General features: G+C 39.3%; 12 protein-coding genes, 3 pseudogenes and 2 riboswitches. Of the genes and pseudogenes, 3 read left to right on the forward strand and 12 right to left on the reverse strand.

Features of this window, described 5'->3' with window-relative positions; genetic code table 11:
* Nucleotides 1–93: 93 nt before the first annotated feature.
* The 7 genes and pseudogenes from A2U94_RS22120 to A2U94_RS12515 all read right to left on the reverse strand — a co-directional run.
* Nucleotides 94–219: a hypothetical protein gene (locus tag A2U94_RS22120; RefSeq protein WP_257788889.1), complete on the reverse strand. Its 126-nt coding sequence runs from the start codon at nucleotides 217–219 to the stop codon at nucleotides 94–96.
* A gap of 97 nt (nucleotides 220–316) precedes the next feature.
* Nucleotides 317–796 (reverse strand): annotated as a pseudogene (locus A2U94_RS12490) (sensor domain-containing diguanylate cyclase); the annotation flags it as partial.
* Nucleotides 797–972: 176 nt separating this feature from the next.
* Nucleotides 973–2,208, reverse strand: a complete 1,236-nt coding sequence (gene nagZ / locus A2U94_RS12495) for a beta-N-acetylhexosaminidase (protein WP_152545208.1) — start codon at nucleotides 2,206–2,208, stop codon at nucleotides 973–975.
* A 2-nt stretch (nucleotides 2,209–2,210) separates the two neighbouring features.
* Complete coding sequence (locus A2U94_RS12500) at nucleotides 2,211–3,602, reverse strand: zinc ribbon domain-containing protein (RefSeq protein WP_025911777.1); 1,392 nt, start codon at nucleotides 3,600–3,602, stop codon at nucleotides 2,211–2,213.
* 70 nt (nucleotides 3,603–3,672) lie between these two features.
* Nucleotides 3,673–4,569, reverse strand: coding sequence for a DUF6574 domain-containing protein (locus tag A2U94_RS12505; protein WP_025911778.1), 897 nt, complete (start codon nucleotides 4,567–4,569; stop codon nucleotides 3,673–3,675).
* Between the two features lie 34 nt (nucleotides 4,570–4,603).
* Nucleotides 4,604–6,538 (reverse strand): zinc ribbon domain-containing protein YvbJ, encoded by a 1,935-nt coding sequence (locus A2U94_RS12510; protein WP_025911779.1) that lies wholly within the window; start codon nucleotides 6,536–6,538, stop codon nucleotides 4,604–4,606.
* A gap of 553 nt (nucleotides 6,539–7,091) precedes the next feature.
* Nucleotides 7,092–7,256, reverse strand: a pseudogene (locus tag A2U94_RS12515) (PTS ascorbate transporter subunit IIC); the annotation flags it as partial.
* A gap of 1,219 nt (nucleotides 7,257–8,475) precedes the next feature.
* Between A2U94_RS12515 and A2U94_RS12525 the strand changes: the two are divergent.
* Both A2U94_RS12525 and katA read left to right on the forward strand, forming a co-directional pair.
* Nucleotides 8,476–8,769 carry a WXG100 family type VII secretion target gene (locus tag A2U94_RS12525; RefSeq protein WP_025909237.1) on the forward strand — a complete coding sequence of 98 codons (294 nt, stop codon included), beginning with the start codon at nucleotides 8,476–8,478 and terminating at the stop codon, nucleotides 8,767–8,769.
* A gap of 188 nt (nucleotides 8,770–8,957) precedes the next feature.
* Nucleotides 8,958–10,418: a catalase KatA gene (gene katA, locus A2U94_RS12530; RefSeq protein WP_025909238.1), complete on the forward strand. Its 1,461-nt coding sequence runs from the start codon at nucleotides 8,958–8,960 to the stop codon at nucleotides 10,416–10,418.
* A 386-nt stretch (nucleotides 10,419–10,804) separates the two neighbouring features.
* On the opposite strand, the gene A2U94_RS20705 is transcribed toward katA, so the two are convergent.
* From A2U94_RS20705 to A2U94_RS12545, 5 genes and pseudogenes are all read right to left on the reverse strand, one after another.
* Nucleotides 10,805–10,939: a YjcZ family sporulation protein gene (locus A2U94_RS20705; RefSeq protein WP_076512530.1), complete on the reverse strand. Its 135-nt coding sequence runs from the start codon at nucleotides 10,937–10,939 to the stop codon at nucleotides 10,805–10,807.
* A 174-nt stretch (nucleotides 10,940–11,113) separates the two neighbouring features.
* Nucleotides 11,114–12,049, reverse strand: a complete 936-nt coding sequence (locus A2U94_RS12535; protein WP_025909239.1) for a nucleoside hydrolase — start codon at nucleotides 12,047–12,049, stop codon at nucleotides 11,114–11,116.
* 45 nt (nucleotides 12,050–12,094) lie between these two features.
* Nucleotides 12,095–12,194, reverse strand: a riboswitch (purine riboswitch).
* Between the two features lie 138 nt (nucleotides 12,195–12,332).
* On the reverse strand, nucleotides 12,333–12,809 hold the full coding sequence (locus A2U94_RS22125) for a PAS domain S-box protein (protein ID WP_268746977.1): 477 nt from the start codon (nucleotides 12,807–12,809) through the stop codon (nucleotides 12,333–12,335).
* Nucleotides 12,795–13,262: pseudogene (locus A2U94_RS22130) on the reverse strand (histidine kinase N-terminal 7TM domain-containing protein); the annotation flags it as partial. The pseudogene A2U94_RS22130 and the gene A2U94_RS22125, both read right to left, overlap by 15 nt.
* 15 nt (nucleotides 13,263–13,277) lie before the next feature.
* Entirely contained in the window at nucleotides 13,278–13,481 is a 204-nt protein-coding gene (locus A2U94_RS12545) for a hypothetical protein (RefSeq protein ID WP_025909241.1), read from the reverse strand.
* A gap of 251 nt (nucleotides 13,482–13,732) precedes the next feature.
* A riboswitch (cyclic di-GMP riboswitch) is annotated at nucleotides 13,733–13,819 on the forward strand.
* 26 nt (nucleotides 13,820–13,845) lie between these two features.
* Here A2U94_RS12545 and A2U94_RS20710 point away from each other — a divergent pair.
* A complete protein-coding gene (locus A2U94_RS20710; RefSeq protein WP_081801837.1) occupies nucleotides 13,846–13,977 on the forward strand; it encodes an anti-repressor SinI family protein in 132 nt (43 codons plus the stop codon).
* The last annotated feature ends 79 nt before the right edge of the window (nucleotides 13,978–14,056 follow it).

Below are 14,056 nucleotides of genomic sequence, written 5' to 3' on the forward strand. Positions count from 1 at the left end.
TTTATTTTAAATATTCAGACTAATGATGACGTAGATAACTATTTTTCACCATTTTCTTTACTACTCATCTGCTTTTTTAATAACCTGTCCCTTTCAACCTACTGATTCAACCGGTGGCTGATAGCGCGACTGCTTTAAAAGATAGTCTAAATATATCTCTAAATCAAATTGATCCTCTGTAATAAAATCCTCTAACGTTAACTCATTCTTTTCCTTCATCTTCCTTTCTCCCTTCACCGTTTTTTCCGTTTATTTAGTTGTTTAAATTCATTATGAAGGTTTTAACAGAAAAGGGAAATGCTTTCTACAAAAGTTCCTATAAAGATATAAAACTTGACACGTTCATCTCATTCGACAGCATTAGCCTAAAAAAAAGCAACACAAGCCCTGATGTTCCTTTTTCTATCAAGTTGTTTAAGTTTTGGTAAAGCATTTCACGGTTCGGAAGCCTCGTTAGTCCATCGTGGAACGCTTCAAACTCAAGCTGTTTTTCCATACGCTTACGCTCAGTAATATCCGTATGCACAGAAATATACTCCACAATGTCACCTTCAATGTTTTTCAATGGAACCACGGTTTTATATCCCCAGTAAATTTGACCATTTTTATTTCGATTCGCGACTTCACCTCGCCATACGTTTCCTTCTCGAATCGTTTGTTGCGCTGCTGTCACCTTCTCACCCTGTGCTTCTACCGTATAATATTCATCGTATAAGGACTGTTCAATTTGCGGTTTAAACAAATAAATGCCGCCCGTAATCGCTAACACAACAAGAAACGGCGCAATCAAAATCCCCGCATAAAAATGCTACCGCCAAATTGTTTTATACATCGACTTCTTCGAATCTTCACTAGCCTTCACTTTTTCTTCCCTACCCCTTCTCCCTTTCTCTCTTTTGTACTTACATATATAGCATAAAGTTGTGAGAAAAAAATGAAGTCAGGCCGAATTTGGCCTGACTTCTTCTTTGGTTACTTCCCAACAAGCTGCTCTGCTTTTTGTGGGTTTGCGATTTCTCGATTCATTGCCTGTTGTTTATAACTCAAAATTCGCTTAACTGCTTCATCTAATCGCTCCTCGGAAATTTGACCAGCCTCAACTGCATTTTTGATTCCTCGAAACACTTTTTCTTGATTTTCAAACGTATGACACACAAGCAGTAAATCTACGCCTGCTCCGACGGCTTTTGCACCTAAATCTCCATACGTAAAGTATTTGTTTACAGCGCCCATTTCTAAATCATCGGTCACAACAAGTCCTTGATAGCCAAGCTTCTCCCTTAGCAAATCATTAATAATAATGGGTGAAACGCTCGCTGGGTTTTCTTTATCATAAGCTGGGTACTTTACATGGGTAACCATCACAAAGAATTGATTATAATCCACGGTATCAATCATATTTGCAAATGGATAGATGTCCTGGTTTTCAAGCTCTTCAGAACTGACTTTTACAGCTGAAGTTTCCACATGCGGGTCAACTGTCGTTCGTCCATGGCCTGGAAAATGCTTAAGTGCTCCTGTTATATTTCCATCATGAAATCCTTTTATCACTTGTTTGCTAAATACCGCTGCTTTTTGTGGATCTGTACCAAAAGATCTTGTATCGGTTTCAGACAAATCTAAGACTGGGGCGAAATTCACGTTGAACCCCATTGCGTTGAGTTCTTGTGCGTTATGATAAGCAGATTCATATACTTTATTTTCGTCACTTTGCTTGCCAAGCTCTTGCTGCGAAGGAATAGGAGATACTTTTTCCTTCATGCGCACAATTTGACCACCTTCTTGGTCCACACTAATAATTAGCGGAATTTGATGCTCTTGCTCTAGAGCAAGTTTCTGTAGATCTTGGTTGAGCGTAGCAACCTGCTTTGGATTGTCCATGTTGCGGTCAAATAAAATAATCCCTCCAACATGGTAATCTTCAATCATTTTTTTCGCATGCTCATCCAATTCACTGCTTTGGAACCCAACGACCATCATCTGACCAATCTTTTCGTCTATGGTCATATCAGCTACAAGTTGTTCAATTTCACTTTGTTCATTAAATGTTTCTTTAGAAATAGCTTCTGAACTTGCTTTCTTTATTTTATGATCTATTTCATTTTGTACTACTGGTTTAGCTTTTTCATTGGAAAAGCTGAAGGCTAGAAATACACCTGCAGCGATAATAAGTATAAGTAGAAAAAATGCTGTGTACTTTTTTTTCATTATTACTCTACCCTCGAATCTACCTTTTCAAGATCAGCGCTATCTAACTTCCATTCTCCGTCTTCCTTCACAAGGCTCCAATACCCTTCCCACTCTTGTACAAGGTGTGTTCCGTCATTATTATCATCATAAGATGTCATTTCAACGTAAGCTCTCGCTTCATTTCCATCTACATCAAGAACTTCAATGTTCGTTACATTATCCGAGATATTTGCTTGTAGCCCTTTTTTCCAGTCGCTTAAATCTACTTTTGACTTTCGGCTTGATGAGAACAGGTCATGTGCTGATGCAAAGCTATCCGATGTAATATAATTGTAGTGAGAACGAACGGCATCTTCAATACCTGTCTCTTCGTCGATAGAGTCAGAGGCATCAACTTCCGTACTTACGTCGTCGAAATCATCACTCATGCTAAAATAAAGTTCTGCTTCCACAATGTCACCTTCAAGAGTAATAGCTGGTGTTTTCTTCGTTTTCGAACCAAATTTTCGTTCTGCATGTACTTCCACTGATCCATCTAAATTAACCGGACCAATGTATTCAAGCTCTTCAACCGTTTTACCTGTACTCTTACCGTTTACGAATACAGTTCCATCAAAGTAATCAGAGTATAACGAAACGTAATGATCTCCCCAATCAAAGTCAGCACTTATTGCTTCATCGCTATCCGTTGACTCAATCGTTTGTTTCATTTCAACGGTTCCATAATCACCTTTTGTAGACAATTTCATTTCGTGTTCTCCAGGTAAAAATGGTCCAACTGTTTGGGATTCATCTGCATCTTTAATGGTACCTACTTTTTGATTGTCAATGTAAACTTCTGCTTTTTCCAAGTTAGACGTGACTTCCGCATAAGCAGGCTGAACACGAATCGTGTAATAATCGAATAAGACCCACTTCTTGCCGTCTAGTTTTAGCTGAGCATATGATGAGTTTACTTCGTCTGTTTGAACCGTGTTTCCTTGCGTTTCATAAAGGCTTACTTCTTCTTTTAACTCATCTGACATGGATGCAAGTACTTGAGGATTGTCTTTTACATAGGTAAGAAACTGCTGAACTTGTTTTTCATTTGCTTTTAGCTCAATCTGACCTTCATTGACAATTTTTTTCACGGTTTTTACATCTTGCTTCTGCACAGCTTCTATAAAGTTATCGACTACGGCACTTGGAGATGTCATTGTTTTATTAACCATATAGTAAGCTCCAAATGCTATCGCACCTAAAGCCACAACAGTAGCTGTGATAACTTTTGCTTTTAATCCCATTACTTTCTTCTGAACAGGGGGTGCACTTTCAGTAGTAGCTGTTTTGGAAGGATTCACAACTTCTCCGCATTCGGGACAAAACGTTTGTTCTTCATTCATTTTATAACCGCAATTATTACAATAACTCATCTTTTATTCTCCTTCACATGAAAAAGCACCGTCTAGTCACGATGCTTTTTCTACGATTTACTCTAATGTGTTACCAGTCACCAAACGTATCCTGCACATTAGAACCCAGACTAGAAACAACGGCTTCAATTAAGTGTCGTCCAAAAAGTACAAGTAAAATTGCCATAACGATATAAGTAAGTAGCGTACCATAGACACTATCTAAGCCATTTGAGTCACTGTGCTTAAAGCTTAAAATTGTAAATGCTACTGTTAGAAATAATCCTAGGATTCCAAAACCTAAGATATATGAAAATAGTGAAATCTTTAATAAAGCGAATACTACACCCACAAGCATCACCGCTGTTGGGGCAATTAAAAATGCACCAAAACGTGCAAAGACATCTTGAATAGAAACATTAACCTTTGCTAGCTTAACAGCTCCAAAAGTTACAAGAGCAATTGCACCAATACATAACATAGAAATAAGTCCATTAATAATAACAATATCCGTGAAATCCAACTTAACTACATTCTTCAAATCTTCTCTTAGATCTATAAAATCTGAGCCTAGCAAAGGCAATAGTAGAACTGAAAATTTATTAAGCACTTTATCTAAGATGGAACCAATTCCAAGATAAATCATTAGCGGTATGCTGATAGCAAAAAGAATCATTGTAATAAGACCATTAATAAACTGTTCTCCACGTACTCCTTCAGCCGTTGCAGTTGGGTTTTTTAAGCCTTGCATAAAGTAACCGATGTACAGCTTTGAAATTTTCTTTGCGTTTTCTACATGTTGATTCGGTTGTTGTGGCACTTGTTGTTGTGAATAGTTCGGTATTGGTTGTTGTTGAGCTGGCTGCTGAGTTGGCACAGCCTCTACTCTTGCTGCTGCTTGCTGAGCAGCCACTGCTTCTAATTTTTTTCCACACTTTACGCAAAATTTTCCGCCATCGTTGTGATGACCACAGTTTAAACATTGCATTTATAAAATCCTCCCTCTAGATGTTATGCTACTTTTAATTTGTTTCAGTCGTTTTAACAAGCTTGTAAACACCTAGTTCTCCGTCACTATCTTTTACTTGATGAACCGTATTGAAGTTTGCTTGTTTACTAGTTCCATCAGCATATGAAATTGTATACTCTTCATATGTAGAGACTTCGTATAGACCGTCTCCTAGATCTTTTACGTTTTTCACATCAAACGTATGTAGCTCTTCCGTAATTCCTTTTTCATTTAGATACGCTGTGTAATCTTTTTGTTCTTTATACTTTGGACCATTGGGGTCAATATAAGGTGATGCGATAGAGAAATCTTCGTTATTAATAGAAGAAATTGTTGCGTCCATATAGTTGGCCATAAACGAACCAATTTCGTCAGATGAATAGTTTGCTTGCCCTTCTTCACTTTCGTCTTCCGAACTTTCATTCACAGTCTCTGCTGTCTCTACTTCTTCGCTTGTTTCACTATCTTTCTTTGATGATGAGCTAGCGCTTGTTTGATACGTTTTTGGCTTATCTTCCATGACTTCTTTCACTTTTTTCGATAACTCACCGTATGTGCTAGAAGCGTTATGAACTAACCACTTTTCTTGTTTTTCATCATAAATTAGCGTGTATTCCATAAAGGTATTTTGCTTGCTCATTTCTGGAATGTTACCTTGGTAGTAATAAGCCTCTTCGTATTCTTGAAGCCCATATACGGTAGCCGTCCAGTCTCCATCTTCATATCGAATATCCATATCATCTAAATTAAACGTCGTGCCAATATACTTGTTTTTATACAGACGACTAATATCTTGATCATAGCTAATGTTTTCTTTTAAATCTGCTAAGTGATTTGCGGTTACATTTACAGCTTTACTTGGGTCTTGAGCCGTGTATGCACTTAACCACCCTTTTGTTGAACTCACAATCGTATCAATCAGCGCATCTTGTGTTTTTTTATCGGTGCCAAAGTTCACGTACACTTCTGACCCATCAATTGCGTGATTAGCAGTCGTAGCTTCTCCCCAAGGAAGCTTAGCTTTTACTTGTAGCTTCATAGAACCTTCTGTTAGCACTGGACCAAACGTATCTTTTTTTGCTAAATCTACGCCAACGTCTTTTCCATCAATCAATACGTTAGACGAAATCTCTGCATCTTCAATTCCGGTATACACCGTAACATCCGAGCCGTCTAATGAAAGGTTAACGTTTTCTGTATCCACTGTATTAGTAAGCTCTACGTTTTCTTTAGCTACTAAGTCCACAAAATCAGCTTTTAATTTACCTTCAATTTTATAAGTACCAGGCAAATAAGGACCGTATGTGTCTTTAAAATCATCCGATGTTGCCGTATCAATCTTTTTACCATTTATGTACAATTCCGTATTTTTGTAATTAGTGCTAATGTCGACATATACAGGGTCCACTTGAACTGAATACTTATCAAAGATAAGAGCTGTTTTACCACCTTTATTTAGCCTAATAGGACTATCTTCTAGCTCATTACCTAATACGCTCACAGCTGAGCCATCCATTGATGCTGACTGTCTCTTTAAAAACTTAATAACGTCTTTTCGTTCATCAGGGTTTTTCTTAAAGTAGCTTACAAAGCCTTTGACATCCTTTTCTCCAATCTTCAAACTTGGATCTGTAGATGTTAGAAAACTAGCAACCTCTTTTTCATCTTGTTCAATAAGAGCCGTTTCAAAGCGATCAATTATTTTATCTTTATCAGTGGCTGCTTTTCCGTACTGATACCCACCGAATAATACTACGATAGCAGCACTAACTGAGATAATTAACGCCTTTTTCTTTTTCGTCATTGGTGACTTTTGTGTATGTCGTGAATTTGTGGTTACCGTTTGCTCTGTGGGCTGAGCTAACTGTTGCTCAAACGGTTCTCCACAGTTTTGACAAAACTGTGCTCCTTCTTGTTGGTTTGTTCCGCATTCTTTACAAAATGCCATACGCATAACCTCCTTTTTTAAATATAAAATAAGTAAAAAGAATCATAAAAAAATACCCATCATTTATCCACAGTTCTTTATATCGGTAGGTTTCTCTAACTTTTAACCATTAATTTTCTATTTTTAACAATCACATCCAGGTCAACAACTTTTTAATCTTAAAAGAAGACACTTCATATTCCCAAACCAGCATATAAAGGTATTCCATTTCTAAAAATAATAAAAAAAAGAGTTTGGGACATAACAAAATGATGGCTTCTAAAAGACGAACACTAGCTGTTTCCATCTCTTTAGTTTGTCTCAACACGTTCGTTCCATTGCGCTACGGCCACTCGCTTTCCGCGGGGAGGAACCTGAGCTTCCTCGCTGCGCTGCGGGATCTCAGTTTTCCCTCTCTTTCCCGCAGGAGTCGAGTGTCCTACGCTCCATTCCACCCTGTTTCCAACATTGTTTTCACAATCAACAAAAAACCTGAACGATTAAAAGTGAGAAACTCTTAATCGTTCAGGTATAGTAAGGACTGAACTACTTATGTCCCAGCCTCTTTTTTTAGTTAAGATAATCCCAATAGTTTCATAATCATTAAAATCAGGATTCCAACGACACCAAAGTCAGAGTCACCAAAGGTTGTTCCTTCAAATCCAACGTCTCCCATAAATACTAATAGAAGAGCTGGAATGAAGCTGATGATTAAACCGTTACAGAACGCTCCTGCCATCGTTAAGCTTTTTACCTGCTGCAAGTTCTGCAACAGCGCTGCGCTTCGTTCATCTAAAACCATGTTGTGTTCCTCCTTATCTCTACAATACGCTATAACCACAGCAAAGAAAACGTTTTCTAAAACCCTTTCTTGTTCTCTCCACTGCACACAAATATACTCTGCCGTTATTGTAACAAACTTTTTGTGTGGGCTTTGCTTCTTTTAATAAGATGTAGTCAAACCTCTAGTTAAAAAGGCAAGTATGGAATATTGTGCACCCTCTTTCCTCTTTCAAAAACAAAGAGCGAAAAGGTGTGAGACCCATACGAGGTTAGCTTAACGCGAGTCCCATGGAAAGCGAGCAAGCCGGAGTGAAAATCATGACCCGTTGCGTGCGTTCTCCCCTCTTCCACACTCAAACAATACATAGAAGTAATTGTTTTCCCTTCTATTCAAAAAGCCCATGATTGAAACCGAGGATGCGAGACTCCTGCAGGACTAGCGAGTGTTCTGAGATCCCGCAGTTTACGAGGAAGCTCAGGCCGAGCCCTGCGGAAAGCGAGCAATCCGGAGTGAAAATCACGACTCGTTGCGTGCGTTCTCCCCTCTTCCACACTCAAACAATACATAGAAGTAATTGTTTTCCCTTCTATTCCAGATAGCCCATGATTGAAACCGAGGATGCGAGACTCCTGCAGGACTAGCGAGTGTTCTGAGATCCCGCAGTTTACGAGGAAGCTCAGGCCGAGCCCTGCGGAAAGCGAGCAAGCCGGAGTGAAAATCATGACCCGTTGCGTGCGTTCTCCCCTCTTCCACACTCAAACAATACATAGAAGTAATTGTTTTCCCTTCTATTCCAGATAGTTCATGATTGAAACGGAGGATGCGAGACTCCTGCAGGACTAGCGAGTGTTCTGAGATCCCGCAGTTTACGAGGAAGCTCAGGCCGAGCCCTGCGGAAAGCGAGCAAGCCGAAGTGAAAATCATGACCCGTTGCGTGCGTTCTCCCTTACTTCCTGCACACACTTCTTCCAATCTAAGAATCATTAGACCTACTTTACCGGTGGGAATAAAGACCAAAACACCCAGGTTTAATCGTTCTTTATAAGCATAAAAACTTCTATTATCTAGAACTATTGATTCGTTTTTGCTAATTTTTTCAAATTTCTTTTGACTGTTACTGGAATTTTTTTTTAAAATAGTAAATGAAAATACATATTAAAGGAGATGTTTTTCCATGTCAGGAATCATTCGCGTAACGCCTGCTGAACTTCGTGAAATGGCAGCTCGCTACAATAACGAAAGTGGTCAAGTACAAGATCTAGTAGGTCGCCTTGACACTATGAGAAACCAATTACAAGATATGTGGGAAGGTTCTTCTAGCCAAGCATTCATCGCTCAATACGAAGAATTAAAACCATCATTCGTTGAAATGTCAAACCTGCTTAACAAAATCGCTAAGCAACTTGACGACTCTGCGAACGTTCTTGAAGACACAGACAACCAAATCGCTAGCCAAATCCGTGGCTAATAAAAAAATGCTCTATCTTTTGATAGGGCGTTTTTTTTGTTAATGTTTTTCCCTCTTTGCCCATACCCATGAAAATAGGAAACACACTGCAAAATTTCAGTTATTTATAATTATTATAAAAAAATATTGATTTTTATCTGATATATGGTATTATCAAACTATCAACTAAAACTTTACGAGGTGATCTTATGACTGAAAATAACAAAAAATTGACGACTAGCTGGGGTGCTCCTGTTGGTGATAACCAAAACTCGATGACAGCGGGATACCGTGGCCCTACGTTAATTCAAGACGTTCATCTATTAGAAAAACTAGCTCACTTTAATCGCGAACGCGTACCAGAGCGTGTTGTTCATGCCAAAGGTGCTGGTGCACACGGTTATTTCGAAGTAACAAACGACGTTTCAGCTTATACAAAAGCAGACTTCTTATCTGAAGTTGGAAAACGTACACCCATGTTCATTCGCTTCTCAACAGTAGCTGGCGAAAGTGGCTCAGCTGACACGGTTCGTGACCCACGCGGCTTTGCAGTAAAGTTTTATACCGAAGAAGGAAACTACGACTTAGTTGGTAACAACACGCCGGTATTTTTCATCCGTGACGCAATTAAGTTCCCTGATTTTATTCATACCCAAAAAAGAGACCCACAAACGCATTTAAAAAATCCTAATGCAGTTTGGGACTTCTGGTCTTTATCACCTGAGTCTCTTCATCAAGTAACAATCCTTATGTCCGACCGCGGAATCCCTGCAACATTCCGTCACATGCATGGGTTCGGTAGCCATACATTTAAATGGGTAAATAAAGAAGGAGAAGCTGTTTGGGTGAAATATCACTTCAAGACAGAGCAAGGTGTGAAAAACTTGCCAACAGATCTTGCGGCAAAATTGGCTGGTGAAAATCCAGATTATCATACAGAAGATTTATTTAATGCGATTGAAAAAGGCGACTTCCCTGCTTGGAAGCTATATGTACAAATCATGCCTGTTGAAGATGCGGATACATACCGCTTCGATCCGTTCGACGTAACAAAAGTATGGTCTCAAAAAGACTATCCATTAATTGAAGTTGGTCGCATGGTGTTGAATCGCAACCCAGAAAATTATTTTGCAGAAGTTGAACAAGCAACGTTCTCACCTGGCGCATTCGTTCCTGGTATCGAGGCATCTCCAGATAAAATGCTTCAAGGGCGTCTATTTGCTTATGCAGATGCACATCGTTACCGCGTAGGTGTAAACCATAATCACCTGCCAATCAACCGTCCAAAATCAGACGTTCACCACTATCAGCGTGATGGACAAATGCGCTTTGATGGCAACGGTGGTGGATCAGTTTACTACGAGCCAAACAGCTATGGTGGTCCAACTGAAACGCCTGAGCATAAGCAAACAGCTTTCCCTGTTAGCGGCGTAGCAGAAAATGCACCGTATGACCATAATGACCACTACACGCAAGCTGGTGACTTGTACCGTTTAATGTCAACAGAAGAGCGTGAACGCTTAGTAAACAACATCGTAGAAGCGATGAAGCCCGTTGAAAAAGACGAAATTAAGCTTCGTCAAATCGCTCACTTCTACAAAGCTGACCCAGAATACGGCTTGGGCGTGGCAAAGGGCTTAGGGCTTGAAGTCCCTAACCTAAAAGCGTAAGCGACTGGTAGTTCATGAAAGGCATTAGAGCTTTTAACTTAAAAAAGTAAATAGGAAAATTCAGATTATCTATTCTCAACTATTATTTTCATTTCTCAATTAATCTATTTCTCTACTGCCCACGTCAAATTGGCGTGGGCAGTCATTTTCAGCTTTAGAAAGGATGAAAAAACAATGGCCAAACAGTGCCCTGTATGTATGACTGAAATCAAACAATTAAAACATACGTTATTATGCAGCTGCGGTGTACGATTAAAAAAGAAAAAAAACAGCTTATTCAAACAGGAAAAAAGCTAGCGGTGCGCTAGCTTCTTTAAGGCCTTTACAATAGGAGAATGAAGAGGAGCATACTCTTAACTGTTGAAGTACTAATCATTTACTTGCTATTAGCAATCGCCTTTGTATCCCCAACAAGCGCAACCGATAATAACTAATAGAATGAAAAGGACGATGATTAAAGCGAAGCCGCTTCCGCCGCCGTAACCACCACAACCGTAACCGCAGTTTCCGTAACCGTACATATTGTCTCACCTCCTCTTGTTGATACTCTCATCATATGTACCGATAAAAAAAATGCTCCTAAAAAATCCAAAGTAAACTTTTGCTTTTACACGAACATCTTTTAGGTTGATAGGCTTGTGCATATAAGAAAAAGCCCAAACCAGACGGCTTGGACTTCTCAATCTTGCATGTATTTATTGCTTTTTAGACAGCTCTGTTATGTAGTGGAAAAACGCTTCTGAATCAACGTCATACACGACATGAACCCGTCTTCCCCCTACTGTTTCATACGTTCTTCCTTGGCTTGGAACTTTCGTTTCTACCTCGCTGCAAACTGTTTTCATCTTCACAAGATCTGGCTTACCAACGGAAGCGGTTGTTAACACATCCCACAAATAGTACGTGGAATTGGTTTCAAAATGTTCAAGTGGTGGGCACGCAGCGTAGCACTGACCCACGAAATCCACTCCCGTATAGCGGCGAAGGGATGCCCAATAGTTGCGAACTGAAATCGTTAATGGTACTTGACTGGTACTTTCAAGAGCCACCATTTCAATCGTTAATCCGCTTTTCCACACGCGAGCTACGGCTTCAGGATCCCAAAATGCATTCCACTCCGCCGTTCCGTCGTGCTCAGGCTCTTGAACGTTTCCTACTTCTTGGAATGTTCCGCCCATCCACACTAACTTTTCAATTTTCTCTTCAATATCAGGTGCTTCATCAAGCGCTCTGGAAAGGTCTGTCAGTGGGCCTGTAAATAGGAGCGTTGTTTTTTCTTGTTCTGCGCGCACTTTTTCAATTAAATGACGATGAGCAGGCTGATTGCTGACCGGCGCTTTCATTTGACCTGACTCATTTAAAATCGGAAGCGCGTCAACAAAAAACGTATGCATGCGCCATTCTTTTGGAAATGGATACATTCCTCTTGACGTCGAACGCGCGACTTCAACTCTCTGGTTGCTGAAGCGATCGATGATTTTTCTACTTGCGCTAATACCAGGCTCGAGATAGCCGTCCGCTGGGATAACCGATACACCCGTTAGCTCCACATCATCCATTTGGAGCAGTAAAAATAAAGATACTAAATCATCAATTCCTGCATCATGGTTAAAATATACTTTCTTTTTCATCGCTTTTTCATCCCCCTAGGTACACTAAAAACTGCGAAAAATATGCTAAAGAAGCATATTTTTCGCAGTAAGAAATTTGTGGTTTCTATGTATTGCCCTTAAACCATATCATTAAGGATATACGAAAAATAATTTTTTTTTGTGTGTAATTGTTCGTATTTAAAGTCTATTTTACCTTAAAAATTCACCTAAAACAACCTTTTATAATTAGAATCAAACCTCCACACGATTTCGACCGTTTCGTTTTGCAGTGTATAGCGCTTGATCTGCCTTGCGCACAAATTCATCTAACGTACACGCTGCGTTTCATGAGCGATATGAACATTTCTTCTGCTTGTCGAACAAAGAACGTTCGATTATACACTCCTGTTAAACCATCGATGCTTGCAAGCTTGCGAAGATCTTCCTGCATATTGACTCGTTCTGTTACATCACTGAACGTAATCATTTGGCCTACGTATACTTGACTCGTGTTGTATACTTCAGAAAATCGAACGTGAAAATGCTGAATGACTCCAGCTTCGTGACGATAATCACATTCTTTCCTTTCTTGAATAATAGCTACTAGTGCTTTATTTTCTTTCACAATGGATAGGGTATGTTCACCAACCATTCTGTGATGCAGCATGGGAATAACTTGACGAACGGCGTTATTAAAGTCTACCACTATGCCCTTTTGATTTAGCACAATGACGCCTTCTTGCATCGTTTCAAAGACCGTATCACGAGCGATGGGCACCACATTAAACGACCGGAACATGAAGATGGACAGCCCGTGAAACAAGCAGGTTAACCCAATGGAAACAGGGCCTAAATCAATTCCATATGGGCTGAGCTTATTTAAGTAAAAGTAGCTAGCAATAATCGGCGTTAATAAACCAAATACCATTAATAGAATCTGCATTTGAAATTGAAAAACTGATTTCCGAAGCTCCATCAATAGCACAATGATACTCAGCATAATGCAGACAAACAAATAAAATGAATGGAGGTAATGAAACGGGCCTGCTACTAAATCAGCCACGGGAAACGGCGTATCGCTTCGAAACCCTATTTTTTTATAGTACATATCGTGCCAATCATTTGTATTGTGGGTGAAAATCGTAATAATTGGAACAGTAAATAGAAGATAATAAAAAGCTGGATAAATCTTTTTCCCAACGTAGTTAAAGCACATTAGTACGATGAATGCTGGGATAAATGGGAGAGGAAGATACTCTACGCTTAGCTAAAACTTAACTTCTTCAATCGATGTACTCATCATTTCAAACATGTATCCAAAAGCAAAAACAGAGGACAGAAAGGTTAATATGACATAGTGCTTAACCCGAGGACTGTCTCGAATTTTAAACGCACCGTATAAACTTAAAGCTAAACTAAGGACACCCGAACTTCCAACAATCACTACATATTTGAGTAGTTCACTATGCATGAGCCACGACTCCATTTTCATTAAGGTTAGCGTACGCTACATTATTATATAGCAGCGCGTTTCTCGTAGACTATATATTTTCGTTCATCTAGCCTATTTATCCTCCATAAAACCCAATTACTTCACATTTAATAGGGATATATTCATATAAATCAGAGAATTTTTTCAATTTTTTAAAGATAAACAACACTTTTCGACATCTTTTTCATTTTGTTTAGCATATACTTTTAATACTACTAAAAGTAATTCTCTTCAGAAAAAGGCAAATCTTTCGAAAGAAAGCGACGCAAAGCTACAGATCTAAGGTGCAACGGCACTATGATGGCTGAGCTCCCTGGGATGAGTCGAGGGGGATATTAAAGTAATGACAAATCAAATAACAGTAAAAGCAGAAGAAGATGTACAAGAATGGATTTCACTCATGCAGCACGCAAAAGATCTCGGTCTCACCATTGAAGAAATACAGCATTTTTTACTTCAGAACGAAACTACATAAACAGTCCTCAAGCTGAAATAAGGCACCGTAAACCTTCAGGTATAGACTACCTGAAGGTTTTTTCGTGCTTGCTCTTCTT

Source organism: Bacillus sp. VT 712, assembly GCF_001614195.1.
GTDB classification, from domain to species: domain Bacteria; phylum Bacillota; class Bacilli; order Bacillales; family Bacillaceae_H; genus Priestia; species Priestia flexa.

Coding starts and splice junctions, on each gene's coding strand:
- A2U94_RS22120 (WP_257788889.1), bottom strand. CDS start 219: ATGAAGGAAAAGAATGAGTTAACGTTAGAGGATTTTATTACAGAGGAT.
- nagZ (WP_152545208.1), bottom strand. CDS start 2,208: ATGAAAAAAAAGTACACAGCATTTTTTCTACTTATACTTATTATCGCT.
- A2U94_RS12500 (WP_025911777.1), bottom strand. CDS start 3,602: ATGAGTTATTGTAATAATTGCGGTTATAAAATGAATGAAGAACAAACG.
- A2U94_RS12505 (WP_025911778.1), bottom strand. CDS start 4,569: ATGCAATGTTTAAACTGTGGTCATCACAACGATGGCGGAAAATTTTGC.
- A2U94_RS12510 (WP_025911779.1), bottom strand. CDS start 6,538: ATGGCATTTTGTAAAGAATGCGGAACAAACCAACAAGAAGGAGCACAG.
- A2U94_RS12525 (WP_025909237.1), top strand. CDS start 8,476: ATGTCAGGAATCATTCGCGTAACGCCTGCTGAACTTCGTGAAATGGCA.
- katA (WP_025909238.1), top strand. CDS start 8,958: ATGACTGAAAATAACAAAAAATTGACGACTAGCTGGGGTGCTCCTGTT.
- A2U94_RS20705 (WP_076512530.1), bottom strand. CDS start 10,939: ATGTACGGTTACGGAAACTGCGGTTACGGTTGTGGTGGTTACGGCGGC.
- A2U94_RS12535 (WP_025909239.1), bottom strand. CDS start 12,049: ATGAAAAAGAAAGTATATTTTAACCATGATGCAGGAATTGATGATTTA.
- A2U94_RS22125 (WP_268746977.1), bottom strand. CDS start 12,809: ATGTTCCGGTCGTTTAATGTGGTGCCCATCGCTCGTGATACGGTCTTT.
- A2U94_RS12545 (WP_025909241.1), bottom strand. CDS start 13,481: ATGCATAGTGAACTACTCAAATATGTAGTGATTGTTGGAAGTTCGGGT.
- A2U94_RS20710 (WP_081801837.1), top strand. CDS start 13,846: ATGACAAATCAAATAACAGTAAAAGCAGAAGAAGATGTACAAGAATGG.